At 59.2% G+C, this 25,552-nt stretch carries 23 protein-coding genes and 1 pseudogene; 10 read left to right on the forward strand and 14 right to left on the reverse strand.

Translation table 11 applies throughout. From position 1 onward, the window contains the following. Positions 1–42: 42 nt before the first annotated feature. The 3 genes from D7241_RS16035 to recQ all read right to left on the reverse strand — a co-directional run bounded on the left by D7241_RS16035 (position 43) and on the right by recQ (position 5,123). Positions 43–2,025: a FimV/HubP family polar landmark protein gene (locus D7241_RS16035; protein ID WP_408102380.1), complete on the reverse strand. Its 1,983-nt coding sequence runs from the start codon at positions 2,023–2,025 to the stop codon at positions 43–45. 375 nt (positions 2,026–2,400) lie between these two features. After that, on the reverse strand, positions 2,401–2,832 hold the full coding sequence (locus D7241_RS16040) for a MarR family transcriptional regulator (RefSeq protein WP_408102381.1): 432 nt from the start codon (positions 2,830–2,832) through the stop codon (positions 2,401–2,403). Positions 2,833–2,999: 167 nt separating this feature from the next. Then, a complete protein-coding gene (recQ, locus tag D7241_RS16045) occupies positions 3,000–5,123 on the reverse strand; it encodes a DNA helicase RecQ (RefSeq protein WP_408102382.1) in 2,124 nt (707 codons plus the stop codon). A 257-nt stretch (positions 5,124–5,380) separates the two neighbouring features. On the opposite strand from recQ, the gene D7241_RS16050 reads away from it, so the two are divergent. After that, positions 5,381–5,968 carry a YecA family protein gene (locus tag D7241_RS16050; protein WP_255978287.1) on the forward strand — a complete coding sequence of 196 codons (588 nt, stop codon included), beginning with the start codon at positions 5,381–5,383 and terminating at the stop codon, positions 5,966–5,968. Between the two features lie 15 nt (positions 5,969–5,983). Further along, positions 5,984–6,385 (forward strand): YbaN family protein, encoded by a 402-nt coding sequence (locus D7241_RS16055; RefSeq protein WP_408102383.1) that lies wholly within the window; start codon positions 5,984–5,986, stop codon positions 6,383–6,385. A 4-nt stretch (positions 6,386–6,389) separates the two neighbouring features. Here D7241_RS16055 and D7241_RS16060 read toward each other — a convergent pair whose 3' ends face one another. After that, entirely contained in the window at positions 6,390–6,986 is a 597-nt protein-coding gene (locus D7241_RS16060) for a tRNA-uridine aminocarboxypropyltransferase (RefSeq protein ID WP_408102384.1), read from the reverse strand. 96 nt (positions 6,987–7,082) lie between these two features. Between D7241_RS16060 and D7241_RS16065 the strand changes: the two genes are divergently transcribed. Beyond that, a complete protein-coding gene (locus D7241_RS16065; RefSeq protein ID WP_408102941.1) occupies positions 7,083–7,754 on the forward strand; it encodes a glutathione S-transferase in 672 nt (223 codons plus the stop codon). A gap of 33 nt (positions 7,755–7,787) precedes the next feature. Here D7241_RS16065 and D7241_RS16070 read toward each other — a convergent pair whose 3' ends face one another. Further along, on the reverse strand, positions 7,788–7,913 hold the full coding sequence (locus tag D7241_RS16070) for a PA1414 family protein (RefSeq protein WP_408102385.1): 126 nt from the start codon (positions 7,911–7,913) through the stop codon (positions 7,788–7,790). Positions 7,914–8,104: 191 nt separating this feature from the next. Then, on the reverse strand, positions 8,105–9,826 hold the full coding sequence (gene aceK, locus D7241_RS16075) for a bifunctional isocitrate dehydrogenase kinase/phosphatase (RefSeq protein ID WP_408102386.1): 1,722 nt from the start codon (positions 9,824–9,826) through the stop codon (positions 8,105–8,107). A gap of 158 nt (positions 9,827–9,984) precedes the next feature. On the opposite strand from aceK, the gene D7241_RS16080 reads away from it, so the two are divergent. Continuing rightward, a complete protein-coding gene (locus tag D7241_RS16080) occupies positions 9,985–10,902 on the forward strand; it encodes a DMT family transporter (protein WP_408102387.1) in 918 nt (305 codons plus the stop codon). Here D7241_RS16080 and D7241_RS16085 read toward each other — a convergent pair. Together D7241_RS16085 and cysK are read right to left on the reverse strand one after the other, a co-directional pair. Further along, positions 10,899–11,773: pseudogene (locus D7241_RS16085) on the reverse strand (DMT family transporter). The gene D7241_RS16080 and the pseudogene D7241_RS16085 overlap by 4 nt on opposite strands. A 326-nt stretch (positions 11,774–12,099) precedes the next feature. Continuing rightward, positions 12,100–13,074: a cysteine synthase A gene (gene cysK, locus D7241_RS16090; RefSeq protein WP_408102942.1), complete on the reverse strand. Its 975-nt coding sequence runs from the start codon at positions 13,072–13,074 to the stop codon at positions 12,100–12,102. A gap of 143 nt (positions 13,075–13,217) precedes the next feature. Here cysK and D7241_RS16095 point away from each other — a divergent pair, with 143 nt between their 5' ends. The 4 genes from D7241_RS16095 (at position 13,218) to D7241_RS16110 (ending at position 16,958) form a co-directional block, all read left to right on the forward strand. Next, a complete protein-coding gene (locus D7241_RS16095; RefSeq protein ID WP_408102388.1) occupies positions 13,218–14,294 on the forward strand; it encodes a DUF748 domain-containing protein in 1,077 nt (358 codons plus the stop codon). A 140-nt stretch (positions 14,295–14,434) separates the two neighbouring features. After that, positions 14,435–15,280 carry a MoxR family ATPase gene (locus D7241_RS16100; RefSeq protein WP_255978301.1) on the forward strand — a complete coding sequence of 282 codons (846 nt, stop codon included), beginning with the start codon at positions 14,435–14,437 and terminating at the stop codon, positions 15,278–15,280. A gap of 51 nt (positions 15,281–15,331) precedes the next feature. Then, positions 15,332–15,730: a GFA family protein gene (locus D7241_RS16105; protein WP_408102389.1), complete on the forward strand. Its 399-nt coding sequence runs from the start codon at positions 15,332–15,334 to the stop codon at positions 15,728–15,730. Positions 15,731–15,779: 49 nt separating this feature from the next. Further along, positions 15,780–16,958, forward strand: coding sequence for a vWA domain-containing protein (locus D7241_RS16110; protein WP_408102390.1), 1,179 nt, complete (start codon positions 15,780–15,782; stop codon positions 16,956–16,958). Positions 16,959–17,112: 154 nt separating this feature from the next. Here D7241_RS16110 and D7241_RS16115 read toward each other — a convergent pair whose 3' ends face one another. The 3 genes from D7241_RS16115 to D7241_RS16125 are packed head-to-tail and all read right to left on the reverse strand — an operon-like array spanning position 17,113 to position 18,955. Beyond that, entirely contained in the window at positions 17,113–17,661 is a 549-nt protein-coding gene (locus tag D7241_RS16115) for a DUF2937 family protein (RefSeq protein WP_408102391.1), read from the reverse strand. Further along, a complete protein-coding gene (locus D7241_RS16120) occupies positions 17,661–18,437 on the reverse strand; it encodes a class II glutamine amidotransferase (protein WP_255978310.1) in 777 nt (258 codons plus the stop codon). The genes D7241_RS16115 and D7241_RS16120 overlap by 1 nt, the downstream gene beginning before the upstream one ends. A gap of 50 nt (positions 18,438–18,487) precedes the next feature. Then, positions 18,488–18,955 carry an MFS transporter gene (locus D7241_RS16125; protein ID WP_408102392.1) on the reverse strand — a complete coding sequence of 156 codons (468 nt, stop codon included), beginning with the start codon at positions 18,953–18,955 and terminating at the stop codon, positions 18,488–18,490. A 216-nt stretch (positions 18,956–19,171) separates the two neighbouring features. Between D7241_RS16125 and D7241_RS16130 the strand changes: the two genes are divergently transcribed. Next, entirely contained in the window at positions 19,172–19,612 is a 441-nt protein-coding gene (locus tag D7241_RS16130) for a universal stress protein (RefSeq protein WP_255978315.1), read from the forward strand. A 29-nt stretch (positions 19,613–19,641) separates the two neighbouring features. Here D7241_RS16130 and D7241_RS16135 read toward each other — a convergent pair whose 3' ends face one another. Together D7241_RS16135 and D7241_RS16140 are read right to left on the reverse strand one after the other, a co-directional pair. Next, positions 19,642–20,334 (reverse strand): DUF6901 family protein, encoded by a 693-nt coding sequence (locus D7241_RS16135; protein ID WP_408102393.1) that lies wholly within the window; start codon positions 20,332–20,334, stop codon positions 19,642–19,644. A 153-nt stretch (positions 20,335–20,487) separates the two neighbouring features. After that, entirely contained in the window at positions 20,488–22,392 is a 1,905-nt protein-coding gene (locus tag D7241_RS16140; RefSeq protein ID WP_408102394.1) for an ATP-binding cassette domain-containing protein, read from the reverse strand. Between the two features lie 272 nt (positions 22,393–22,664). Here D7241_RS16140 and D7241_RS16145 point away from each other — a divergent pair, with 272 nt between their 5' ends. Continuing rightward, entirely contained in the window at positions 22,665–24,593 is a 1,929-nt protein-coding gene (locus D7241_RS16145; RefSeq protein WP_408102395.1) for a transglycosylase SLT domain-containing protein, read from the forward strand. A 139-nt stretch (positions 24,594–24,732) separates the two neighbouring features. Here the strand turns inward: D7241_RS16145 and D7241_RS16150 are convergent, their stop codons facing one another. Next, positions 24,733–25,536 (reverse strand): MOSC domain-containing protein, encoded by an 804-nt coding sequence (locus tag D7241_RS16150; protein WP_408102396.1) that lies wholly within the window; start codon positions 25,534–25,536, stop codon positions 24,733–24,735. Positions 25,537–25,552: the final 16 nt, after the last annotated feature.

The following is a 25,552-nucleotide window of genomic DNA, read 5'->3' on the forward strand; positions in this document are numbered from 1 at the left end:
AGAGGTTGAGGCCCAGAGGCGCTAACCCATCGAGGTGATGTTTCAGGCGATCTGAGCGAGCAGCTCGTTGACCTGCTGCCGCTGTTGCTCGTCACCCTCGGTGGCGAGACTCTCCAATATTCTGCAGGCGCTTTCCATGTTTCCCTGCTTGATATAAGCCACCGCTTGATTGAGGCGAACCAGATGTTCGGGGTTCGGCTCCAGCTGGCGGATTTCCTCCGTTAAAGGCATCGACGCGAACGAGTCAGCGCCTTCCAGCAATGCTGGCAACTCACCCAGCGTCAGCACCTCGTCGAAGTCATTCAGCCAGGGCTGCGAGGCTGCAGATGATTCGACGCTGTCATCAGACCGGTCGTCCGTCACGGAACGATGCTCCGCCGAAACGGGCGACGCCGCCATGGGCTCGTTCAGCGTAAGAGTGAACTCCGCTTCGGCAGCTACCGTCTCCGCTGGGCCCTGCGACGATGCTATCGGCGTCACGGCGGCGGCCAATGCAGGATGCAACGCCACTAACTGGTTCAACTGTGCCGCACTGCCACCTGCCTGTAGGTAGGCCGCTGCGGCGTCGTTATACGCGTCTACATCACCTGACTCTGCCAGCAATCCGAGCAGGCGCAGGCGAAGATCCAGTTGTTCCGGCGCCCGCTCGATGCCCCGCTGCAGCACGTCAAATGCCTCAGTACGACGGCCGTAGGTGAGATAGATATCAGCCGCTTCGAGCACATCGGTTTCGCTTACCGAAGCATGTGCCGGCTGGCGTGGCATGTCCGAGCCAGCCGTGGGCGCCGACGGCGGTGGCCGCTTCGGCAGCGTTGAACTGCTTGGTGCGACCTCGAGCGCCTTGGTCGCGGACTTGCTGCGATGGCTGAACCACAAGCCCCCGAGCAACAGCGAAGCCAGCAGACCTGCGCCAGGTACCGTCCAATCACGCCATCCGAAGTCGCGTGCCGCTTTGATCACGGCAACCGGCGCTGCGCTATCGGGCCGCTCCATCGCGCTTTGCGGCTCAACGGTTGTCGGCGTTGTGACAACGGGCGCTAACGGTTCTATTGTCGACGGCTGCTCAGTGGCCGCCGCCGGTAGGCTGCGCTGGTTTTGAAGTTGGGCATGGACTCGTTCGAGCTGAAGTTGCAATTCAACCAGCATCTGTTTTAGCTGCTGATTTTCGTCGCGGCTGGCAGCCAACTCTTCGAACAACTGCCGGAGCAAAACAGCAACCTGGTCTTCGGCCGCTGTCATCTCGGTTGCCTGAGGCATAGGATTCAGCGCGTCGATCGACGCTGACTCAACGACTTGCTCCACCTGCTCAATCGCAGGCTGCGCAGCGACGTCTGGCAACAGCAGATTTGCACCCGCATTGAGTCGACCCGGGTCACCATCGGCAAAAGCGTTTGGATTCAGTACCTGGATGTCGTGCATGAATTGCGACAACGAGCTCTGACTCCCTTCTGCCATATACGCATTGGCAACCGTCCACAGATTCTCTCCGCCCGCTACGAGATGACGCTTGCCTAGGGACGCCTGCGGCAGAGCGGCCGGCGGCACGAAACTCGACGACGCGGTATGCACTGGCGAAACTACAGCTTGCGGGGCGCTGATAATCGCACGGGTCTCTAACTGCGGCGCGCTAGGCATCGGGTCGAGCAGTACCGTGTATTCGCGCAACAGTCGGCTGTTGGCACGCGTGATTTGTACTAGAAAATTCAGGTAAGGCTCGCGGACCGGCTTGTTGGAAGCGACACGAATACGGCTGCGATTCCCTTCGATCACTGGTGTAAAGGTCAAGTTCTGCAAGAATGCCAGGCGCTCGACACCGATGCGTTCGAAGTCACTGCCGGATGCCAGCACCACGCGAATGTCCTCTGCCGAGAGTTCGCCCACATCCAGCAAATCAATTTCAGCACTCAGTGGCTGGTTCAACGCCGAATGAAGCGTGATATCGCCCATTCCCAGCGCCGATACCACGCTGGAATAGAGCAGCGAACCGGAGGCTACCAACAATAAAACTCGACGACCAAGGGCCATGTGACCTCCGCGATAAAGGCATCGCTCGGCGCGATTGATCGCCGGCTCGCCTGTTTGAACGCTCAACCTGTGACACAGTTATCGACGGAAACAAGAAAAGATGTATGCAGCCCGTCGGCTATGCGCTAAAGGCATTGTGCCATCATTGACGAATTTGAGCCTAACGTCAAAAGACAGACGGCTACGCTTCGCCGTCTCCCACCTAAGGCGCTAGATATGGTCGCTTGGATACTAAATTACTTGGATACGGACGCGATGCAGCGCAGAGCGGGACCTAACGCCGAGTGCTCGGAGTGCATGTGAGTTCACGCGCCAAGATAGGGCCGGGCGGGAAGATGCGTCAGGGCGCCCCTGAACGCCCGGCTGAGGCGTGTTTTATCGCTTGATCAAGTTGGCCAGGATGCGTGCATGCACCTGCTGGCACTTGCGCAGGTCGTCCTCGTCGATGCCATCGAAGAGTTCTTGCCGGACCTGGTTCGAGATCGCTTCGATCTTTTGAATAAGAGGAAGGGCCGGAGCGCCGAGGGTGATCAGCTTCGCCCGGCGGTCTTCGGGCGCAGGCTTGCGGTGCACGAGCCCCTGCGCTTCGAGGCCGTCCAGCAACCGCGCCAATGTCGGCCCCTCGACTGCAACGCTCTGTGCAAGCTCGCGCTGGGTAGGATCGTGATCGAAACGGGCCAGATGAAGCAGAACCAGCCACCGTGCCTGTGAGAGGCCGAGATCCGCCAACCGGCGATCCAGCTCGGCGCGCCAGCTACGCGAAAGTTGCGCCAGCTGCATGGCGAAGCGATGTTGGTCGGGGTACATGGCGCGGGTTTCCTGGAAAAACTAATTATTAGTGAGCTAACCACAGCCCAAAAATACTGGCAAGGCTACCATCAGCCGAGAACGTAACCGTGGGTTGCACGAAGCCCGCTCCAGACCCTGTGATTGGCAAACGCAGCGGCAATACGCCGCACTAAAGAGATACCGCGCTAGAGCTCGAACTCGGCTTGGAGAGAGGCTCGCACGCAGAACAAAACGGCCTCCGGTACCCGCCCGGCAAACAGCTCGGCTATCGCCGCAACGGGCGGTAGCTCACCCTCGCCATCGAGAAAGGCCTCCTGGATCTCACCGAGCAACTCTTCAGGCAGGTCGAGGGCCTGCTCCAGGCTGAGCTGCTGCTGGCCGATCGCCTCAGCGAGCATTGCGTAGACGTTCTTCTCGCTGCAATCGAGCTGGCGAGCGATCTGTGCCGGGGTCATGCCCGCGCGAGCCAGTGTAATCAGCTCGTGACGAACATCGGCCGGCGATCTGACCACGCTTGCTGTGCCTTGCAGCACCTCAAGAAAAGCCTGGCCATACCGCTCCAACTTGCGCGCGCCGACGCCGCTGATGCGCGCCATGTCACTGAGAGCGCCTGGCTGGCTGCGGAGCATCTCCAGCAAGGTCGCATCCGGGAAGATCACGTAAGGCGGCACGCCATGCTCTTCGGCCAGCTTGCGACGCAAGGTGCGCAACGCCTCCCAGGTTTCGCGCTCTTCGCTGCGCACCAGCTGACTCGCCGCGCTGGCGGCTGACTTCGGCGTCTTGGTAGTCAACTCGCGACGCAGCTCCAACGTGACTTCCCCACGCAGCAATGCGCGGCAGCTATCACTGAGCCGCAGTCCGCCGAAACCGTCCAGGTCCACATCGGCCAAACCGCGCGCGACCAGCTGGCGGAACAGCGAGCGCCATTCCCCTTCCGACAACGCCTTGCCGACACCGAACACCGATAAGTGCTGATGGCCAAGGCTGCGAATTTTCTCATTGTCGCGACCGAGCAGGATATCGACCAGATGCCCGACACCGTAACGCTGACCGCTGCGGTAGATCGCAGACAGCGCCTGACGCGCGGGCTCGGTGGCATTCCAGGTCTGCACGCCATCGACACAGTTGTCGCAATGGCCGCAAGGCTCCGGCATCTGCTCGTCGAAATACGCCAGCAACACCTGACGGCGACAGCGGGTTTCCTCGCACAGCGCCAGCATAGCGTCGAGTTTGTGCTGCTCGATGCGCTTGTGTCGCTCGTCGCCTTCGGAATTGTTGAGCATCTGCTTGACGAAGATGACGTCCTGCAGGCCGTACGCCATCCAGGCATCGGCAGGTAGGCCATCACGACCCGCACGACCGGTTTCCTGGTAGTAAGCCTCCAACGACTTGGGCAAGTCCAGATGCGCGACGAAGCGCACGTTGGGCTTGTCGATGCCCATGCCGAAAGCGATGGTCGCAACCATGATCAGACCTTCCTCATTGAGGAAGCGCTTCTGGTGAAAAGCTCGAAGATCGTTTGGCAACCCGGCGTGATAAGGCAACGCGGGAAAGCCCTGTTCGGTCAGAAACGCCGCAGTTTCATCGACCTTCTTGCGCGACAGGCAATAGACGATGCCTGCATCTCCACGGCGCTCGCTGAGAAAGGCCATCAACTGCTTGCGCGGCTGCTCCTTCGGCACGATGCGATAGAAGATATTCGGTCGGTCGAAGCTGGATAGATAGCGTTCCGCGCTCTCCAAATGCAGCCGCTGGACGATCTCTTCCCGCGTTCGCTTGTCTGCTGTCGCCGTCAGGGCCAGCCGCGGCACGTTGGGGAAGAACTCGGCAAGCTGCCCGAGCTGAAGATACTCGGGGCGGAAATCATGGCCCCACTGCGAGACGCAATGCGCTTCGTCGATGGCAAACAATCCAATCTGCAAGCGCTGCAAAAACGCCAGCATGCGCGGCTGAACCAGCCGTTCGGGCGCGAGATAAAGCATCTTGATTTCGTTGCGACGCAAGCGATCGGCGATCTCGCGCTGCTGCTCGGGGCTTTGTGTGGAATTGAGCGCCACGGCCTCGACGCCAAGCTCCTCGAGCGTAGCCACCTGATCGTCCATCAACGCGATCAGCGGCGACACCACCACCGTCAGGCCCTCGCGAAGCAACGCTGGCACTTGAAAGCAAAGCGACTTGCCGCCACCGGTCGGCATCAACACCAGGGCGTCGCCGCCATTGGCTACGCGCTCGATAATCGCACCCTGGTTGCCACGAAACGCGTCGTAGCCGAAAACATCTTTGAGAATGCGCTGTGCCTGATCGAGCATGCCGGTCTCCGAAACAAGACGCGCGAGTATACGCGACACCAGCGCGGCGTTCAGGCGGAACACCCTCACGACGCGATGGTCGGACGTGCAAGACTGCTAGGTCCGTTGCGGCGGAACTCCGGAACGATATTTCCATCTGTCGAAGGCGTAGGGCTGAAAAAAACTGACGAGGCCGCTGCGGCGCGGATAGCCCGCGGTAGCCGGAGGTCCACGGCTCGTCTAGAATCACCGCTGTTTCCAATCCAAGGTAGTCATCGATGTCATTCGCCGAGCAACTCGCCCGCCTGCAAGTGTTTCTAGATGCAGATGACCTGCATGAAGAGGCGCTGGACTACATCGCCGCGCACGGCTACCTGACCGCCCTGTGCATCTGCTCGGAGCAGGTGCCCGAGCGTGAATGGATCGACGCGCTGTTCGCCGAGCCACCGAAGTACGCTGACGACACCGAGCGCGAAGCCATCGAGGCGACGCTCATCCAACTCAAGGCGCATATCGCCCGGCAGTTGGCCAGCGATGAAGACATGGAGCTGCCCTGCGAACTGGAAATGGGTGACGAGCCGGACGAATCCGATATGCGCGGCTGGTGCATCGGCTTCATGGAAGGCGTGTTCATGCGTGAAGCAGTGTGGTTCGAAGAGTCCGAGGAAGAAGTCAGCGAGCTGCTGTTGCCGATCATGGTCGGCTCCGGGCTGTTCGATGAGCAACCCGAGTTCAGCGACATCGCCGCAGACCCGGACTTGGTCGATGAGATGGTCTCGCAGATTCCCGAGATCCTCACAGCGCTTTATCTGATCTGCCACGCCCCCGAAGAAAAGCCAGCGCTACTCAAGCCGCGCCGGCACTGATACGCGGATAGCCTCTTGGCCCACCGCGATATCCCGACGTATCGCAACCCGGTAGCGCGTTACGCGCTATTGGTGATCGGCTGGCTGAGCGTCGCCCTCGGCGTCATCGGTATTTTCCTGCCGATCCTACCCACTACGCCGTTTCTCCTGCTCGCGGCTGCCTGTTTCGTACGCAGCTCGCGGCGTTTCTACGAATGGCTGGTGATGCATCCACGGCTCGGGCCCTGGTTCCGGGATTACCTGGAGGGCAACGGCATTCCGCTGAAGGCGAAAATTTACACGATCTCGACGATGTGGTTCAGCATCGGCTTGTCCTGCTGGCTGGTGCCGCTGTTCTGGGCGCGGCTCGGCATGCTTATCAGTGCAACGTTGGTGACGCTGTATGTCCTCCGTCTGAAAACCCTTCCACCACGCTAAGCGCTCAGCTTTGCTGGCGGTTCCCGTGATTACGCTGATAGATCTCTGCCCCCATAGCGTCGATCTGCGCCTCGATCAAGGCCTCGAATGGCCGCAGCAAGGGATCAAAGCGTCCGGCTCCTTCCAGCGTATTCAATGCCGTCACTATCGCTTCGAGCGTCGACAGCGCACCGGGCATCGGCGCCTTGCGCAGTCGATAACGAGACATCAGCCCCGCCGGCAACGCGGCGCGTGGCAGAGCAGTGAGACTTGGGTTGAGGTGCAACAACTTGCGGGCCTTGCGCCAGGTGCCGTCTGGCACGATCAATCGCAACGGCTCGACCCTCTTCGCCAGTTGCTCGAGCGGCACGGCATCAACGCCAGGAAATAACAGGAAGCTGTCCGTGCCATCATCGACAGGCAGATCCTCGAACGATTCCCCCACGCGCAACTCGGCATTGGTCAGGCCAAGCGCTGCCAGACGAGCCGTATTCAGCGCATGTCCGGTTTCGCTCGGGTGCTGCAAGATCAGTACTTGCGTTCTACTGGCAAGCGAAGGGATCAGCAAGCACAGACAGTGGCTCAACGGACGCTGACAGCGCGGGCATTGCGGACGGGACATGGCGGCTCCTGCAGGGAGGCGAAGTCTGCCACATCGAGTGAAAACGTGGCGGCAGGCTATGCTGGTCGCTTCATGATAACGAGAAGGCACGTACCGATGATTACGCTGCACCATCTGGAAAATTCCCGCTCGCAACGCGTGCTCTGGCTTTTGGAAGAGTTGCAGCTGCCTTACGAGATCAAACGCTACGCGCGGGACCCGAAAACAATGCTGGCGCCAGCTGAATTGAAAAAAGTGCACCCGCTGGGCAAGTCACCCGTTATCACCGACGGTGAACTGACGTTGGCCGAGTCAGCTGCGATTCTCGAATACCTTGTAGAGCGCTACGGCGACGGCCGACTGACCCCACCAAAAGGCTCCCCGGAATATCTGCGCTTTCGCTACTGGATGCATTATGCGGAGGGCTCGGCCATGCCGCCGCTATTGCTCAAACTTGTATTCGACCGCGTCGCCAAGGGGCCGATGCCATTTTTTATCCGCCCTGTAGCGCGGGCAATCGCCAAGGGTGCCGACAGGGCATTCATCGGCCCGCAACTAAAGCTGCATCTGGATTATATGGAAAGCGAGCTGGAGCAAAATCAATGGTTCGCGGGAGAGGAATTCAGCGTTGCGGATATTCAGATGAGCTTTCCGCTGGAAGCCGCCCGAGCCCGCGCCGGACTGGATGCAAGCCGTCCTCGGCTGACGGCCTTCTTACAACGAATACATGACCGCCCCGCTTATCAACGAGCCGTAGAACGAGGCGGTTCAGTTATGCCAGGGCGCTGAAGAATTCAGCCCCCGGATCGATCGGTCATCGAATCAGCGGCGCGGCGTCGCTGATTTGCTTCGCTGGGCGCGAACCGGAATGGGTTGCAGGCGAGGCGGTTCGATAAAGCCAAGCGCCACTGCCAGATTCCAGCACACACTACTGAGCCATGCTTTCATGGTCTAACCCTCCTGCTTGTAACGGGTCTTGGTGGAGCCTTGGGGCTTCGATATGAGCATAACCCAAGAACTGCATAGCCGCCTGCGGCAGATGTTGCAGTTTATTCAGGCGGAGTACCTCCACCCGGCTCTATAAATTGCGACCGGAACAAAAGCTGAGCGTTCAGCGTTTATCACCTGGCGGTCGCTTATTAAGCAGGTTCCTCTTTTCGCCGGTACGGAAAAACATCGATTACCTTGCCATCGGTTATCGCTTGCTGCAGACCTTTCCAGTAGTCGGCGTCATACAGTTCGCCATGCAGCTTGGCGAATAACCGGCGCTGCTTGATATCGGCAAATAGAAAGCGCGGAAATTCTTCCGGGAAGACATCATTCGGACCGACCGAATACCAAGGCTCGGAAGACATTTCATCCTCCGGATAGCGGGGCTCGGGGATGTAGCGGAAGTTCACCTCGGTGAGAAAGCAGATCTCGTCGTAGTCGTAGAACACCACCCGACCATGACGAGTCACGCCGAAATTCTTCAGCAGCATATCGCCGGGAAAGATATTGGCAGCAGCGAGTTGCTTGATCGCCAAGCCATAATCTTCCAATGCCTCCTGGACCTGCTGCTCGCTGGCGTTTTCCACGTAAATATTCAACGGCGTCATGCGCCGCTCAGTCCAGCAGTGACGCACCAGCACCGTATCGCCCTGCACCTCGACCGTTGACGGCGCAACTTCTAACAGCTCGGCCAGGCAGTCAGGGGCGAACTTCGACAGAGGAAAACGGAAATCAGCGAACTCCTGGGTATCGGCCATGCGCCCTACCCGGTCGACGCTTTTCACCAGACGATACTTTTCAATGACGGTCGCGCGGTTGACGTTCTTGGTTGGCGAGAACCGGTCCTTGATGATCTTGAATACCGTATTGAAACCCGGCAGCGTGAACACGCTCATCACCATTCCACGCACGCCCGGCGCCATGATGAAGCGATCATCGGTGGTTGACAGATGATTGATCAACGCGCGGTAGAACTCAGATTTGCCATGCTTGTAAAAACCGATGGAGGTATAGAGTTCGGCAATGTGCTTGCCCGGCATGATGCGCTGTAGAAAGCCGATGAACTCCGCCGGAATCGGCACCTCGACCATGAAGTATGAACGGGTGAAGGAAAAGATAATCGAGACTTCCGCCTCATCCGTGATCAGCGCATCGGCGACGATGCCCAAGTCCTCGCGGTGCAGCAACGGAATCACCAGCGGCCACTGTTCGTCGCGCGTGAAGATCCGTCCGAGCAGATAGGCGCCCTTGTTGCGGTAGAGCACCGAGGAAAAGAGCTCGACGGTAAGTTCAGGGTCTTTGCATACCCAGTCTGGCAAAGACAATTGCAGCTGCGCATCGAGGCGCCGTAGGTCGCCACTCAGGTCGCCATAGGGCACAGCGAAGGCGAAGTCATCGAGGATTTGCACGAGCGCACTATGAAGGTCACCTTCAGGCCTGTACCGACGCGTCTGTGCCATCCGCTCATGGATACGGCTCGATGGCCGGGTGGTATGGATGAACATGGTGCCGTCGCTGATGCAGTCGTGACTGAACAGCGCACAGAAGATCGAGTTGTACCAGGTCTCGGATAACTCATCATCGAAGCGCGGGTTGATCTGGTCGATATAAGCGCTTTTGATTTGTGGCCAGCGCTGCACTTCCAGCAGAACCTCACGCTCGAATGCCGCACGCAGGGCCGCAGCGGTTTCGCCGACTTTTTGCTCGTACAGATTGATACGTGCCGCCGAGGCACGCTGGGCGTCCTGCCACTGCGCCTGCTCGAAGCGAGACCTTGCGCCCGCGGTGATCCGCCTGAAGTGCTCACGATAATCATCGAAGCCCAGCAGGATCTGCCGCGCAATCTCGGCGTCGGACGATGTCTGCACCATGTCGACTATCTCTGCAGCAACGAAAACCCGAGCTTATCCAGCGGCCGATGGCAATGAAAGCGCTGCAACGAGATCGGAAAAAGTTTGAAAGCGTGTTTCGAGTTGCGAGATGAGCAAGTCTCACCAACACTTTGTCATCCCCTCACCGGAGCCAGCTCATGCGCCCTTTAGACTTTCTGCGTCTGCTCAGTCTCGCTGCAATCTGGGGCGCCAGCTTCTTGTTCATGCGCATCATCGCGCCGGAACTCGGAACCTTTCCCACCGCATTTCTCCGTGTACTGTTCGCCTGTATCGGCTTGCTGGGGATACTGGCGATGATGCGGATTCGCTGGGACTTTCACGGCAAACTGAAGCTGTGTCTTATCTTAGGGATGATCAATTCAGGCGTTCCTTTCGCGCTTTATGCGCTGGCCGCGCAGTTTTTGCCGACGGGCTACTCAGCCATATTCAACGCCACCACGCCGATGATGGGCGTGATCATCGGCGCCTTGTTTTTCGCCGAGGAGCTGACAACGACGAAGGTGATCGGCGTGCTTTGCGGCCTGAGCGGTGTAGCGCTATTGACGCGTACCGGCCCCGTGGCATTCGACGCGAGCCTGCTGATTGGTGCGCTTGCATGCCTGGGTGCAACCGCCTGCTACGGTTTCGGCGGTTTCCTGACACGCCTCTGGATCAACCAGCACGGCGGGCTGAAAAGCGAGCTAGTAGCCTTTGGTAGCCAGATGGGCGCGGCATTGTGCCTGTTGCCGCTGTTCCTGATATCGCTGCTGACGGCCCCGCCAATATCCTGGGGCGGCGGTACGGTCTGGCTCAGCCTTGTCGGGCTCGGCGTCGTCTGCACCGCCTTCGCCTATATCCTTTATTTCCGGCTGTTGGCTGATATCGGCCCAGTCCGCACGCTGACGGTGACCTTCATCATTCCGCCCTTTGGCGTACTCTGGGGCGCCCTACTGCTCAACGAACCGCTGTCCTGGGCCTACCTCTATGGTGGTGCGCTGATTGCGGTGGCGCTCTGGCTGGTGCTGAAACAGGCGCCGACCACAACCGTGGCAGCGCCAGAAATCCAGCGCAGCTAGCGCTGGCCGGACGAATGCCGAAACACAAGAACGAGCCCGAGTACGATCAACAGCATGCCGATAAGGCTGAGCATCGGCAGTACGTTACCGAACACCAGATAATCCATCAGCGCGGTAACTGCCGGCACCAGGTAGAACAGGCTGGTCACGTTGACCAGATCCCCGTGTGCGATCAGTCGATACAGCAACAAAGTCGCTGCCACGGATATCAGCAGCCCCATCCACAACACCGTATCCAGAAACCCAGCGCCGGGGTGATCTCGAAAGGCTGAAAAGGCACGAACAGCGAACAGAGCAGCAGCCCGGCGAAGTATTGCAAGGGCATGGCGCGAAGCGGATCGCCGTGTGCGCGCTTTTGCATCATCGAGCCCAGCGTGATGCTCAGCAGCGCCAGCAGAGCGCAAGCCACGCCCGCCCAGGACAGCCCACCTACGCCGAGGCTCTGATAAACCACCAGTACAAGACCGCACAGCCCGAGCAACAAACCGAGCAGTCGCATCGGCCGCAGCCCCTTGCGCTCTAGCAACACCGCCGTGAGGATCGGCTGCACACCTAACAATGTCGCCATGACACCCGGCGTCATCTGGAGATCCAGCGCCAGCAAATAAAAGATCTGATAGGACCCCAGCAGCACCACGCCAGTCGCCAACGCAAACCAGCGCTCCCCCTTGCTCTCAGGCAACGATAGCGAAGCCAGCCGCATCACGGTCACCAACGCAACGAGTGCGATCATGAAACGAACCAGCAAAAAGGCAAAGGGCGAAGCGTAGGCCAGGCCCCATTTTGAAACGATTGCACCGCTGCTCCAGAGCAGCACGAAAAGTACCGTAGTCGCATACGCGACCAGGTTGTTGCGTGAGAACGAAATCATCCTGCCACCTTTGGGAAAGGCAATACGAGACTGCGCCAGCGAATGGCAAACGCAGTGACGGGGGGTGCCGGCGAACCGGCGTAGCTCAGGCCAGCGCGGAAGGTGGCGGTGGCGGAGCCAGTGGCAAGCCCGGTGGCGGGCTCGCAGGCAGGCAGGACAGGATGATCGGCATGAACGTAGGCACTGCAGAACCGCCCGTAAGGAACGGGCTTCCGCAATAAGCGCTGGTGCCGCAGGCTACGTTGTTCATACCGATCTCGAAACGAGGAAAAAAGACTATAGCTGCGCTGCGCCAAATCCGCCAAGACAGGCCGGCGCAGCGAAATTCACTGCTGCAGTTCCTGCTCGCCGAACATGTCGGCGAACAGCATGGTGGACAGATAACGCTCGCCGGAATCAGGGAGAATCACCACGATATTCTTGCCCTGCATTTCAGGACGCTCGGCCAGACGCACCGCCGCAGCCATGGCAGCGCCGCAGGAAATACCGCAAAGGATGCCCTCTTCACGCATCAATCGCAGCGCCATCGCCTTGGACTCTTCGTCATCAACGTGCTCGACTTGGTCGACCATTGTCAAATCGAGATTTTTCGGCACGAAACCGGCACCGATCCCCTGAATCTTGTGAGGGCTGGGTTTGACCTCTTGGCCGGCGAGGGTCTGGCTGATCACCGGAGAGCTGGTTGGTTCGACCGCCACGCTAAGAATCTTCTTGCCTTTGGTGTTCTTGATATAGCGTGAAACCCCGGTGATGGTTCCTCCGGTGCCAACACCTGCAACCAGCACATCGATATTGCCTTCGGTGTCGTTCCAGATTTCCGGCCCGGTGGTTTTTTCATGGATCGCCGGGTTCGATGGGTTCTCGAACTGCTGCGGGAGGTAATAGCGCTCGGGATCCGACGCGGCGATTTCAGCCGCTTTCTCGATAGCGCCCTTCATGCCCTTCGCCGGCTCGGTGAGCACCAGCTCCGCCCCGAGCGCCTTCAGCACCTTGCGCCGCTCCAGGCTCATCGATGCCGGCATGGTCAGCATCAATTTGTAGCCGCGTGCCGCGGCGACGAACGCCAGACCGATTCCGGTATTTCCGGAAGTCGGCTCGATGAGCGTCATGCCCGGCTTGAGGCGGCCACTTTCCTCGGCGTCCCAGATCATCGCTGCGCCAATCCGGCATTTGACCGAGTGAGCCGGGTTGCGGCCTTCGATCTTGGCCATGATGCTGACGCCCTTGGGGCCCAGCCGATTGATCATGACCAGCGGTGTGTTACCGATGGCCTGTGCATTGTCAGCAAAGATGCGGCTCATGACTGTGTCCTGCGAGAAGAAAAACAGACTGCTGAGCCTAAGCGCAGTCTCAGGGCTCGTCCAGCCGAACTCACCGATGCGTGCTGGGGTCCACCAACAGGTAAGCAGTTCCATGATGAATCCTCGACCAAACCAGGCCTGTCATGAAAAAACGCTACCAATTTCCGTTGTGGATATTCCTGTCGCTTGCCCTGCTATTGCTGATCGCTCATCTCGCGCTGCCTCATCTGGTGCTCAACTTCCTGAACGACAAGCTCGCCGACATGGGCGAATACAGGGGTCATGTCGAAGATGTCGACTTGGCCTGGTGGCGCGGCGCTTACAAAGTCGATGGGCTCGTTATCGAGAAAAAGAACGAGCAGGTCCAGGCTCCGCTATTCACGGCTCCCTCGATCGATATCGGCGTGAGCTGGCGCGCGCTCTGGCAGGATCAGGCGCTGGTTGGTGAGGTAATTCTGGAACAACCGCAGCTGAATTTCGTCGATGGCGAAGAAGCCGAGGACTCGCAGACAGGTGAAGGCGTCGATTGGCGTGAGCGCGTCGAAGCGTTGATACCATTCACTCTGAATGAGCTACGTGTGGTCGACGGCCAGCTGTCGTTTCGGAATTTCGATGCCGACCCGCCAGTGCATGTCTATGCGAACGCGATCAACGCGAGCCTGTACAACCTGACCAATACAGCCGACCGTAAGCAAGGACGCGTCGCCACTTTCGAAGGCACGGCGAAGTTCTTTAATCAAGCTCCGATAGAAGCCTCCGCGCATTTCAACCCCTTTACCGATTGGCAAGATTTCGATCTCGACTTGCGGCTGACCGGCCTGAATCTGACCAAGCTGAACGACTTCAGCAATGCCTATGGAAACTTCGATTTCGCGGCCGGCACGGGTGATCTGGTCATGGAAGTCGAGGCCAACGGCGGTCAGTTGGATGGCTATATCAAACCGTTGCTGCACAATGTGGAAGTTTTCGACTTCGAGCAGGACGTCAAGAACGAGGACAAGGGTTTTTTCCGCGGCATCTGGGAAGCCGTGGTCGGTGGCGGTGAGGAAGTGCTGCAGAACCAGCGCAAAGAGCAGTTCGCGACGCGCGTCGAGCTTTCCGGCAGCACAAAAAACACCGACGTCAGTCCCTTCCAAGCATTTGTCGCGATCCTGCGAAACGCCTTCGTCGAAGCCTTCTCGGCGCGCTTCGAGCGCTCGCTGAGCGAAGAGGACGAGTAAAACCGAACAGTAGATGCGGTCGCGCCCATTCAATGACTGAATGATCCACTCGCGTTCACAGTGAGGCGCCCATCACTTATAGTCGGTCGTCTACCAAAACATGAAGTGCCTGCACGCTAGGCCCGATCAAGGAAATCCCGATGAAGTTCGAAGGCACCCAGTCCTACGTCGCCACCGATGACCTGAAACTTGCCGTCAATGCCGCCATCACTCTGGAACGCCCGTTGCTGGTCAAGGGTGAGCCAGGCACCGGCAAAACCATGCTCGCCGAGCAGTTGGCGGAGTCCTTCGGCGCGAAACTGATCACTTGGCACATCAAGTCCACTACCAAGGCCCATCAGGGCCTGTATGAATACGATGCGGTCAGCCGCTTACGGGATTCGCAGCTGGACTCCGACCGGGTGCACGACGTGCGCAACTACATTAAGAAGGGCAAGTTGTGGGAAGCCTTCGAGTCCGAGCAGCGGGTGATCCTGCTGATCGATGAAATCGACAAGGCCGATATCGAATTCCCCAATGACCTGCTGCAAGAGCTCGACAAGATGGAGTTCTATGTCTATGAGACCAATGAAACCATCAAGGCCAAGCAACGGCCGATCATCATCATCACCTCGAACAACGAAAAAGAGCTGCCGGACGCTTTCCTGCGCCGTTGCTTCTTCCACTACATCGCATTCCCGGATCGTGAAACGCTGCAGAAGATCGTCGACGTGCATTACCCGAACATCAAGAAGGATTTGGTGGCCGAAGCCCTCGATGTGTTCTTCGATGTTCGCAAGGTGCCGGGCTTGAAGAAGAAGCCATCCACCAGTGAGCTGGTCGACTGGCTGAAGCTGCTGATGGCCGACAATATCGGCGAAGCCGTACTGCGCGAACGCGATCCGACCAAGGCCATCCCGCCGCTGGCCGGAGCATTGGTGAAGAACGAGCAGGACGTGCAATTGCTTGAACGTCTGGCGTTCATGAGTCGTCGCGCCAGTCGCTGAACGGCGGCGGCTTCAGGCGGAGCCGCTGCGTCACATTACTGGAGAAGAGCCATGCAAACGCATACCGGTAGTTGCCTCTGCGGCGTCGTGCGGTACCGCATCGATGCCCCGATAGACGAATTGACTCACTGCCACTGCAAGATGTGCCGCAAGGCACACGGTGCGGCATTCGCGACCTATGCGGGCGTGCCGCTGGATGCGTTTCACTTCCTCTCGGGCAAGGATCAGTTGGGTGTCTATCACTCTTCCGAACACGTGACGCGGACGTTCTGCATACGCTGCGGCTCCAATCTGCAGTTCGTCGACAATCGCGAGCACGAGGTCGGCGTCGCGGCCGGTACGCTCGACTCGCCGCTGCCGGTTCCGCCGCAGGAACATATCTTCGTCGGCTCCAAGGCTGACTGGTATGAGATCCGCGATGGGCTCGCCGAACACGACGAAGACCGCTGATTATCAAACGTAATGGTGCTGCTACGACGGCACCTCCTGAGGTTTTGCCATGCTGCTTGGGCTGTTCAATGAGATGCGCGCCGCAAAGGTGCCGGTGTCGGTACGCGAGTTGCTCGATCTGATCAACGCGTTGAAACACAACGTGATTTTTGCCGACATGGACGAGTTCTACTATTTGTCGAGGGCCATCCTGGTCAAGGATGAGCGCCACTTCGATAAGTTCGACCGGGCATTCGGCGCCTACTTCAAAGGGCTGGAAAACCTCAATCAGCACATTGAGGCGCTGATTCCGGAGGAGTGGCTGCGCAAGGAATTTGAGCGCTCGTTGAGCGACGAGGAGCGCGCCAAGATCGAGTCCCTCGGCGGGCTCGACAAGCTGATCGAGGAGTTCAAGAAGCGCCTGGAAGAACAGAAGGAAAAGCATGCCGGTGGCAACAAGTGGATCGGCACCGGCGGCACCAGCCCTTTTGGCTCGGGCGGTTACAATCCCGAAGGCATCCGCATCGGTGACGCCGGCAAGCGCCAGGGCAAGGCGGTGAAGGTCTGGGACCAGCGCGAGTACAAGAACCTCGACGATCAGGTCGAACTGGGCACACGCAATATCAAGGTTGCCCTACGCCGCCTGCGCAAGTTTGCCCGCCAGGGCGCGCAGGACGAGCTGGACCTGGACGGCACCATCGACCACACCGCCCGCGACGGTGGCTTGCTGAATATTCAGATGCGCCCAGAGCGGCGCAACGCGGTGAAGCTGCTGATCCTGTTCGATATCGGCGGCTCCATGGACGCTCACGTCAAGGTATGCGAAGAGCTGTTCTCGGCCTGCAAGACCGAGTTCAAGCATCTGGAGTATTTCTATTTCCATAATTTCATCTACGAATCGGTATGGAAGAACAACTTCCGCCGCACCTCCGAGCGCACCTCGACGCTCGACCTGCTGCACAAGTACGGCGCCGACTACAAGGTGGTGTTCGTAGGCGACGCCGCGATGGCCCCATACGAAGTTACCCAGCCCGGCGGCAGTGTCGAACATTGGAACGAAGAGGCCGGTTACGTCTGGATGCAGCGCTTCATGGAGAAATACAAGAAACTCATCTGGATCAACCCCTACCCCAAAGACACCTGGGGCTACACCTCATCCACTGGAATCATCCGTGAGCTGCTTGAGGACCGGATGTATCCCCTGACATTGAGCGGGCTAGAAGAAGGGATGAAGTTTCTAGCTAAATAGCTGCAAGCCCGACTGAACCGCTGAGCGCTTCTACGACTTACCCCTCGGCCGTGGTTGCTTGCCGAGAGGTATTCGGCGGCTGGCTGCCAGTCGGATCACCTGGGCTGGATTGATCTCATACTGCAGCAGACCGCCGACCTGCCCGAACAGAGACCTACTCGGGTCGCTTGCTGGACGAAACTACCTGAGCGGTGCGCCGCTGGCGTCGGCGGCGCTGCGGAAACAACGTCCGGCGAATCAGTACGAAGATACTTTCGGCAATCCAGGCCAGAAGAAGAGCGCAGCTCAGGCCCCAAGCGATCGCCTCCGGCGCCAACATCACCTGGAAGCGATAGCTGCTCCAGACCTGCCCTCTCAAGCTTTGATCGGCACCAATCAGCACATGCCAGGCGCGCGCATACCAAGGTCCTTGCATGATCCGCCATTCGCGATCGAGTAACCGTGCTCGCTCGACGAGCGCCGCAACACTGCGCGCATCACTTTGTATAACCGGATCGTCACTGGCGCGATAGTGCTCCACCAACGCATTCAGATTGCCCTCGAAGAAACGCCCGGCGGTGTCCTGGAAACCTGCCAGACCTTGCTGAGCCTCGAGCCGACGAGCCTCAACGTGGTTCCCGTATGCATCGATGAACCCCGGCACCTGAATACCGACCAGCAAGCCAAGGGCAAACAGGGTCAATCGCAGATGGCTTCTCAGCATCACTGCACCTGCCCGCGCGCGACGCATTCGCCAAGTCGCCAGAGCGTCCATTCGCCTGGCTGATGGACGTCCCACTGCTCGTTATCGGTCAAAGGCTCGGTAGCCAGCACGGTCACCACGTCGTTCGGCGTGGTCTCGGCTGTGAAATCAACGGTCAACTCGGCGTCCTTCAGCTGCGCTGGGCCGAAAGGCGCACGGCGTGTTATTTGTGCGAGTTTGGTGGTGCAGAAGCTGAATAACCATTCCCCGTTGCTCAGCAGACAATTGAAAACCCCTTTCGCACGATAGCCGGAGCAGGCATCGAGCAGACGAGGCAGCAGGTCTTCAGCGCTGACACGCTCGGGGAAATCGGTGCGTACACGGTTGAGCAGATCACAGAACGCCGCTTCGCTGTCCGTATCGCCGACCGGTCGGTAAAACCCAAGCGCCGGGTTGAAATCTGCGAGCTGACCGTTGTGCGCGAAGCACCAGTGCTGCCCCCACAGTTCGCGTACGAATGGATGGGTATTGACCAGCGCGACCTTGCCGACGTTGGCATGACGGATATGACCGATCACGACCTGGCTCTTGATCAGATAATGCTGGACCATCTTCGCCACTTCCGATTCGCAACTGGCTACAGGGTCCTGAAACAAGCGCAAACCGCGGCCTTCGTAGAACGCGATACCCCAGCCATCCTTATGCGGCCCAGTGCGACCGCCGCGCTGCATCAGTCCGGTGAAGCTGAAATGGATATCAGTGGGTACGTTGGCGCTCATGCCGAGCAGTTCACACATGCGCGATCTCCGCAGCGTCTTATGGCATTGATTCAGACCATGGTTTCACATCACAGCCTGGGTTCGGTCCGCGTCTGGTAGCGGCCTACGGGACGGTAATCGTCGTTCTCGTCGTCCTCCAGTCGCTCGCGTAGGGTACGCGGATCCTCACCGGACGCCGACTCCGCACGTCGCTGTTTGCGCCGCCGCTCGATTGGCCAGCGCACTGCCACCAGCGCTGCGTATAGTGCGAATGAGATCAGACCATAGAGCGCCAGATCAGCCACCGCGCGCCAAGCGTTATTGCCGACATTGAACAGCACATCGAGTGCGGTGACTGCCACTGCCGGGGCGAACAGCTCTTTCGCAGGGTCGACGATAGTCGGCGTCAACAGCAGCACGGCAACAAGCAATCGCAGCGGCTCGCGCAGCCACCGCCACATGGGTCGGGTAATGCGGAACCACACCAGCAAACAACCCAGCGCGGCAACCCCATAGGCTGTCCAGGCGAGCAGGTATTCATTAGCGAGTAGGAACATGACGATCTCTTGTATAGGCCGGACGCGCACACCGGCGCTTGACGCCGCGCATGATAACAGCCACGAGCCTGCTGACTGCCAGCAAGCGATGTGATGACACGCTGGTCATGATGCATTCAACGCCGTATAAACGCTGAAAACAAAAAGGGCCATCAGCCCCCAATTACGCGTCAAGAAGCCATACTTGTCGCATCTGACACATTTAGGAGAGCAATCATGACCTACCAGCATATTCTGGTCGCCACTGACTTGAACGACGAATGCCATCCGGTCGTAGCGCGCGCTCAGGCGCTGGCGACAGCCAGCGGTGCGAAACTGGCGCTGGTCCATGTCATCGAACCCATGGCCATGGCGTTTGGCGGCGATGTTCCGATGGATCTGTCGATGCTCCAGCAACAGCAATTCGATCAAGCCCGGGAGCGCTTGACTGATTTCGCCGATCGCTATCCCAGCCTGACCGCAGAACAACGGCACCTCGCATATGGCCAACCGCGTCAGGAAATTCACCGCCTGGCCAAGGAGCAGGGTTGCGATCTGGTCGTGGTCGGCAGCCACGGCCGCCACGGGTTGTCATTACTGCTCGGCTCCACCGCCAACGACATTCTCCACGGAGCGCCATGTGACGTTCTCGCGGTACGCTTGAAGAAACCCGAATAGCCCGATACGAGCGCCTGAGTCTGAACGGCTCAGGCAATTTCCGCGCCCTCGCCAGCGCTCATCACCAATGGCCTGATTTTTTGCAGCTGGGTTTCCAGCGAATAGGTCAGGCTCGATGCCATGGAGAAGAAGGTCAGAAAGGCCTTCAGATTCGAGTCGCCATGGCAAGTATCGTGAATACGCTGCCAGAACGCCTGGTTAACCAGTTGCAGTTGCTGGAACGAACGTACCAATCCGCGCAGCTCCCAATCGGCATGCCGTCCTTCGCGCAGGTTGAAGTACTGCCGGGCCAGGTAAAGCGATACCGCCCGCAGCACGAATTCCTGATTGCTGGCGAACGGCAGATGCTGATGCGCCATCGGCTTGAGCTTGCCCAGGACCGGACAGGCACTGGTTGCCATGATCACGCCGAGCAATGCCCGCAGCCCTTCTTCCAGCCCTACTAACTTGTTGTACTCACGCTCCGGCGTGCGTACGCGCACCTGCGCTTTCCTTACGGCTGGCAGACCTTGGAAATCCTCAATGACCCTATGCAGATCTACCGCGGCGGGGCAATGGGTGAAGTTGTCCCGGCTCAGCGGACAGTTGTTGCACTGCTGGTGATCGAGGCGCGTCCATCTGGGCGCCTGCATGGCTGCCTCGTGATCGTAGGCACGGTCCAGCTCGATCCGGTAACTGAACTCGTGCTCGTCGTCGAGGACGATGCGGTAATCAATTGCCATCTATGCTCCATCGTAGAGTGCTGACAGATGTAGTTGAGATCTTCGTGACGGTCCCGCGTCACGCTGCGCAGATGCTGCGGAGTAACTTTACGCGCTGCACCAAAAGGCAGGTGCGGCGCTGAACCGTGGCGAGCCAGGCCACGGTTGCTCGGCTCATTCTTCCAGCTCGGCCCAGCGCTCTAGAAATTCGTCGAGCTCCTTCTGCAGTGCTTCAAGGCGAGCTACCGTTTCGCCAGTACGCTCGGCAGTCTGCTGATAGAACGTCGGTTGCGCAATTTCCGCTTGCAAGGCGGCAATGTTTTTTTCGACTGCGTCTATTTTTCCTGGGAGCGCCTCCAATTCGCGCTGCACTTTGTAGCTGAGCTTCTTCTTTGCCGGTGCGGGTTCGGCGATCGCTTGCGTCGCCGGTTTGCTTTTCGGCGTTTCGGCTTTCGCTTCCTTCGTCTCCGCTATGCCGAGCAGCTTTGCCGAACCGCCCTGGCGCAGCCAGTCCTGGTACCCGCCCACATACTCACGGACAAGCCCGCCACCTTCGAATACCAAGGTGCTGGTGACCACGTTATCGAGGAATGCCCGGTCGTGACTGACCATCAACACCGTACCCTGGAAACCGAGCAGTACCTCTTCCAGAAGCTCGAGGGTTTCCACGTCGAGATCGTTGGTCGGTTCGTCGAGCACCAGCAGGTTGGCAGGTTTGCTGAACAGCTTGGCGAGCAAGAGCCGTGCCCGTTCGCCGCCAGACAGCGCCTTGACTGGGGTGCGCGCACGTTGTGGGCTGAACAGGAAGTCACCGAGATAGCTGAGAACATGACGGTTCTGACCATCGATGGTGATGAAGTCGCGGCCCTCGGCAACGTTATCGATAACGGTCTTTTCCAGCTCCAGTTGGTGACGCAATTGGTCGAAATACGCCACTTCAAGCTTGGTCCCGGCCTCGACTGTACCGCTGGTAGGTTGCAGATCGCCGAGCAATAATTTGAGCAACGTTGTCTTGCCGGTTCCGTTGGCACCAAGCAAACCGATACGGTCGCCGCGCTGCAGCACCATTGAAAAGTCCCGGATGAGCAGCTCCCCACCGGGATGACCGAAGCTCGCATGCTCGACGACGATTACCTGTTTGCCGGACTTCTCCGCCGCATCGATCTGGATATTGGCCTTGCCCTGATGTTCACGGCGCTCGCTACGCTCGGCACGTAATGCCTTCAGTGCGCGGACGCGCCCTTCGTTGCGGGTGCGGCGGGCCTTGATCCCTTGGCGAATCCACACTTCTTCCTGAGCAAGTTTCTTGTCGAATAGCGCATTGGCGGTCTCTTCGGCCGCCATCTGCTGCTCCTTGTGCACCAGGAAGCTGGCGTAATCGCCGTTCCAGTCGATCATGTGCCCACGATCCAGCTCTAGGATGCGGGTAGCCAGATTCTGCAGGAACGCGCGATCGTGAGTGATGAACAGCACGGCACCGTTAAAGCCGGTCAATGCCTCTTCCAACCAGGCGATGGCGCCGATATCCAAGTGGTTAGTCGGCTCGTCCAGCAACAGCAGATCGGGCTCGGATACCAACGCCTGAGCCAGCAGGACGCGTCGGCGCCATCCACCGGAAAGCTCGGCCAGGGTTTTATCGGCCGGTAGCTGCAAGCGGCTCAGGGTACTGTCGACTAGCTGCTGCAGGCGCCAACCGTCCTTCGCTTCGAGTTCCTGTTGGACATGCATGAGCTTGTCCAGATCGGCTTCGTTCTGGATGTTCTGGCTCAGGTGATGGTACTCAGCAAGCAATTGTCCGACCCCAGACAGCCCTTCGGCCACCACGTCGAATACGGTGCGCGCGTCGGCAAGCGGGAGCTCCTGGGGTAGCTCGCCGATCTTCAGACCCGGCGCGCGCCAGATCTCGCCATCGTCCGGCAACTGGCTACCCTTGACCAGGCTCAGCATGCTGGATTTACCGGTCCCGTTGCGGCCGATAATGCAAACCCGCTCACCCCGCGCAATCTGCCAGGACACTCCATCGAGCAATGGATTGTTGCCATAGGCGAGGGACACATCGGTCAACTTGAGCAGGGTCATGATTACCTCCGGAAAACAGGGCGCGCAGTCTAGCAGAAGGCGCCTATCAGCCGGGCGCTACCGAACGCCTGAGGCCGGCCAGTTTGTACGCTTCGAACACGACCGTTCGTCGCTGTTCAGGGGGCCATCCAGAGCTGTTGCGCCTGTTCTGATGTACGTTCGTCGGAAGTCTCGCTTTGTTTGGCTCAAGAGCTTAATCCGCATTTTAACTGCCCGATGGGCCGCGCTAAGCTAGCCGAAGAAATCCCCCTGTCCCCGTCCTCGGAAGTCTCATGCGCGGTCGACTCTCCTGTATTTGTTTTTACCTGCTGTTCACTGCTCTCACTCTCGAAACCACTCAAGCCGCCAGCCTCCAACAGCAACGTCAATACTACGACGAGGCCAAGCGGGCCTTGGCCAAGGGCGACAGTGGGCCGTACCGTCGCTACGCCAGCGCGCTTCGGGATTATCCGCTCGAACCTTACCTGGCTTACGACGAGTTGACGGCACGTCTCAAGACCGCCAGTAATGACGAAGTCGAGAAATTTCTCGCCGAACATGGCGACCTGCCTCAGGCCAGCTGGATGAAGCTGCGCTGGCTGCGACTGCTGGCTGCTCGCGGTGATTGGCGCCCATTCGTCGCGCACTACGATCCGAAAATGAATTTCGCTGAATTGGACTGCTTGTTCGGCCAGTACCAGCTCGCGAGCGGGCAGAAGCAGCAGGGCTACGAGACGGCCGAGCGGCTCTGGCTGGTCGGCAAGTCGCAGCACAAAGCCTGCGATGCGCTATTCGAGCGCTGGGCCGACGCGGGACAGCTCACCGAGGAGTTGCGCTGGAACCGCGCCAAGCTCGCGGTCGAGAGCGGCAATTACGGCTTGGCCAACTTCCTGGTAAAAAGCCTACCGACGTTAAAAAAGCAGGGCGAGCTGCTCATCGATGTCGCGCAGAAGCCGCAAATGCTCAGTCACCCGGATCGTTTCACGCCGGCCACCCCAGCCATGGGCGATATCGTCTCGATTGGTCTGCGCCGGCTGGCGCGCAAGGATCCGGAACAGGCGCTCGAACTGCTCGACAGTTATGCCAGACGCATGTCGTTTTCAGCGGACGAGAAAGTCGCGATCGCCCGACAGATCGGCCTCACCCTGGCCAAACGCTTCGACGCGCGCGCGCTGAAAGTAATGGCTGAGTATGACCCGGAGCTACGCGACAACACCGTCAGTGAATGGCGTGCTCGCCTGCTGTTACGTTTGGGACGCTGGGATGATGTCTACGCGCTGACTCAGCGATTCCCCGAAGAACTCGCCAGCAGCAACCGTTGGCGCTACTGGAAGGCGCGGAGCCTGGAGCTGGCGCAGCCCAACAGCAAGCAGGCCGCCCAGCTATACCAGCCGGTTGCCAGCGAGCGGGACTTTTACGGATTCCTTGCTGCGGACCGCATTCAGGCACCCTACAAGCTCAACCACCAGCCACTGGAGCTCGATCCGAAGCTGGTGCAGAAGGTCCGCAATACCGCGGGCATTCGTCGCGCCATGGAATTTCATGCCCGCGGGCAAATCGTCGACGGTCGTCGCGAGTGGTATCACGTCAGCCGTTTGTTCAGCCGCGACGAGCTGGTAGCCCAGGCGCGCCTGGCCTATGAGATGGAATGGTATTTCCCGGCAATCCGCACTATCAGCCAGGCGAAGTATTGGGACGATCTGGATATCCGCTTTCCCATGGCCCATCGCAGCAGCCTGGTGAATGCAGCAAAAGCGCGGGAGATTCATCCGAGCTGGGTATTTGCCATCACCCGTCAGGAAAGCGGGTTCATGGCTGATGCACGATCCCCTGTCGGCGCCACAGGACTGATGCAATTAATGCCGGCCACTGCAAAGGAGACCGCCAAGCGCTTCGACATCCCGCTGTCATCACCGCGGCAGGTGCTCAATCCTAACGTCAACATCCAGTTGGGTGCGGCCTACCTCAGCCAAATTTACGGTCAGTTCAATGGCAATCGGGTGTTGGCCTCGGCTGCCTATAACGCCGGCCCAGGCCGCGTCCGGCAGTGGTTGAAAAACGCCGAGCATTTGCCCTTTGACGTCTGGGTCGAAAACATCCCGTTCGATGAAACCCGCCAGTACGTGCAGAACGTGCTGACCTATGCGGTCATTTACGGGCAGAAGCTCAACGCACCACAGTCATTGGTCGAGTGGCACGAGCGCTACTTCGATGGTCAATGATGCGTCGAACCCCTGCACCGCCCGCCCCGTTCCATGAATCGATCGGATGGCTGGCCCAGGCCTAACGCTTTAGGGGTGGAAGCTAGCAGCTCCGCCGTCGGGTCACGCTTGGTACAGTCAGTCTGCTAAGCGACCGGCGCTATTCGAGCACCTCTACCGGCATACCGACCTTCAACTCGCCGATGCCCTCGGCGATCAGGTTCTGGCCAAAGAACACACCGCCCTCACCCTTGCGGTAGCTCATCAACGTGGCCAGCGGCTCACGGTCCGGACTGCGCTCTGCATTGAGCGGATCGATGGTCGGGATGATGCAGCGCGAGCAAGGCTTGACCACCCGAAATTCAATCTCGCCTATGCGGATGCGACGCCAGCCATCCTCCGCGTATGGCGCAGCACCGGAAATCACCAGATTTGGCCGAAACCGGCGCATGTCGAACAACCGCCCTACCCGGGCGGAAAGATCATCGAGCGATGCCTGACCGATCAGTAGAAATGGGAAGCCATCACTGAACGTCGTCCGCTCGCCAAGACGAGCATAGTCCTGATCGACTTGAATACCCTGGTTAGCCGGTAGGTATACCAGCCGACACGGGCGGTCGAGCATGCGAGTCAGCCAAGCGGCCGCCGCGTCGCCAGCATCAGGAACCTGCAGGCTTTCACGCCAGACCAGCACCCCACGAGCAATGCTCGCCGAGTCGGGAACTGGGACCAGCAGATCGTCCATGCCGGACGCACTCAGCAACAATGCCGTTTCTCCCTGCCAGCGGGCATGCAGCAGTGTCATCTGCGGCAATGCACGTTGCGTCAGAAATTTTCCGGTTGCAGCTTCCACCACCATCCAGCGGCGGTCGCCACTCAGACCGAGCTCGTCGCACCTTCCCTCATCAAGCAATTCAGCGGAACCGGATTTGAGTGGAAAACGATACAACGAGGAAAGGTGCATGCAGGTGCCTCGATCG

The sequence above is a fragment of the Stutzerimonas sp. VN223-3 genome (assembly GCF_045999685.1).
Classification (GTDB): domain Bacteria; phylum Pseudomonadota; class Gammaproteobacteria; order Pseudomonadales; family Pseudomonadaceae; genus Stutzerimonas; species Stutzerimonas stutzeri_AR.

Bases quoted from the DNA above. Each gene is read 5' to 3' on its own strand.
- D7241_RS16035 (WP_408102380.1), bottom strand. From the start codon at position 2,025: ATGGCCCTTGGTCGTCGAGTTTTATTGTTGGTAGCCTCCGGTTCGCTG.
- D7241_RS16040 (WP_408102381.1), bottom strand. From the start codon at position 2,832: ATGTACCCCGACCAACATCGCTTCGCCATGCAGCTGGCGCAACTTTCG.
- recQ (WP_408102382.1), bottom strand. From the start codon at position 5,123: ATGCTCGATCAGGCACAGCGCATTCTCAAAGATGTTTTCGGCTACGAC.
- D7241_RS16050 (WP_255978287.1), top strand. From the start codon at position 5,381: ATGTCATTCGCCGAGCAACTCGCCCGCCTGCAAGTGTTTCTAGATGCA.
- D7241_RS16060 (WP_408102384.1), bottom strand. From the start codon at position 6,986: ATGTCCCGTCCGCAATGCCCGCGCTGTCAGCGTCCGTTGAGCCACTGT.
- D7241_RS16065 (WP_408102941.1), top strand. From the start codon at position 7,083: ATGATTACGCTGCACCATCTGGAAAATTCCCGCTCGCAACGCGTGCTC.
- D7241_RS16070 (WP_408102385.1), bottom strand. From the start codon at position 7,913: ATGAAAGCATGGCTCAGTAGTGTGTGCTGGAATCTGGCAGTGGCGCTT.
- aceK (WP_408102386.1), bottom strand. From the start codon at position 9,826: ATGGTGCAGACATCGTCCGACGCCGAGATTGCGCGGCAGATCCTGCTG.
- D7241_RS16080 (WP_408102387.1), top strand. From the start codon at position 9,985: ATGCGCCCTTTAGACTTTCTGCGTCTGCTCAGTCTCGCTGCAATCTGG.
- cysK (WP_408102942.1), bottom strand. From the start codon at position 13,074: ATGAGCCGCATCTTTGCTGACAATGCACAGGCCATCGGTAACACACCG.
- D7241_RS16095 (WP_408102388.1), top strand. From the start codon at position 13,218: ATGAAAAAACGCTACCAATTTCCGTTGTGGATATTCCTGTCGCTTGCC.
- D7241_RS16100 (WP_255978301.1), top strand. From the start codon at position 14,435: ATGAAGTTCGAAGGCACCCAGTCCTACGTCGCCACCGATGACCTGAAA.
- D7241_RS16105 (WP_408102389.1), top strand. From the start codon at position 15,332: ATGCAAACGCATACCGGTAGTTGCCTCTGCGGCGTCGTGCGGTACCGC.
- D7241_RS16110 (WP_408102390.1), top strand. From the start codon at position 15,780: ATGCTGCTTGGGCTGTTCAATGAGATGCGCGCCGCAAAGGTGCCGGTG.
- D7241_RS16115 (WP_408102391.1), bottom strand. From the start codon at position 17,661: ATGCTGAGAAGCCATCTGCGATTGACCCTGTTTGCCCTTGGCTTGCTG.
- D7241_RS16120 (WP_255978310.1), bottom strand. From the start codon at position 18,437: ATGTGTGAACTGCTCGGCATGAGCGCCAACGTACCCACTGATATCCAT.
- D7241_RS16125 (WP_408102392.1), bottom strand. From the start codon at position 18,955: ATGTTCCTACTCGCTAATGAATACCTGCTCGCCTGGACAGCCTATGGG.
- D7241_RS16130 (WP_255978315.1), top strand. From the start codon at position 19,172: ATGACCTACCAGCATATTCTGGTCGCCACTGACTTGAACGACGAATGC.
- D7241_RS16135 (WP_408102393.1), bottom strand. From the start codon at position 20,334: ATGGCAATTGATTACCGCATCGTCCTCGACGACGAGCACGAGTTCAGT.
- D7241_RS16140 (WP_408102394.1), bottom strand. From the start codon at position 22,392: ATGACCCTGCTCAAGTTGACCGATGTGTCCCTCGCCTATGGCAACAAT.
- D7241_RS16145 (WP_408102395.1), top strand. From the start codon at position 22,665: ATGCGCGGTCGACTCTCCTGTATTTGTTTTTACCTGCTGTTCACTGCT.
- D7241_RS16150 (WP_408102396.1), bottom strand. From the start codon at position 25,536: ATGCACCTTTCCTCGTTGTATCGTTTTCCACTCAAATCCGGTTCCGCT.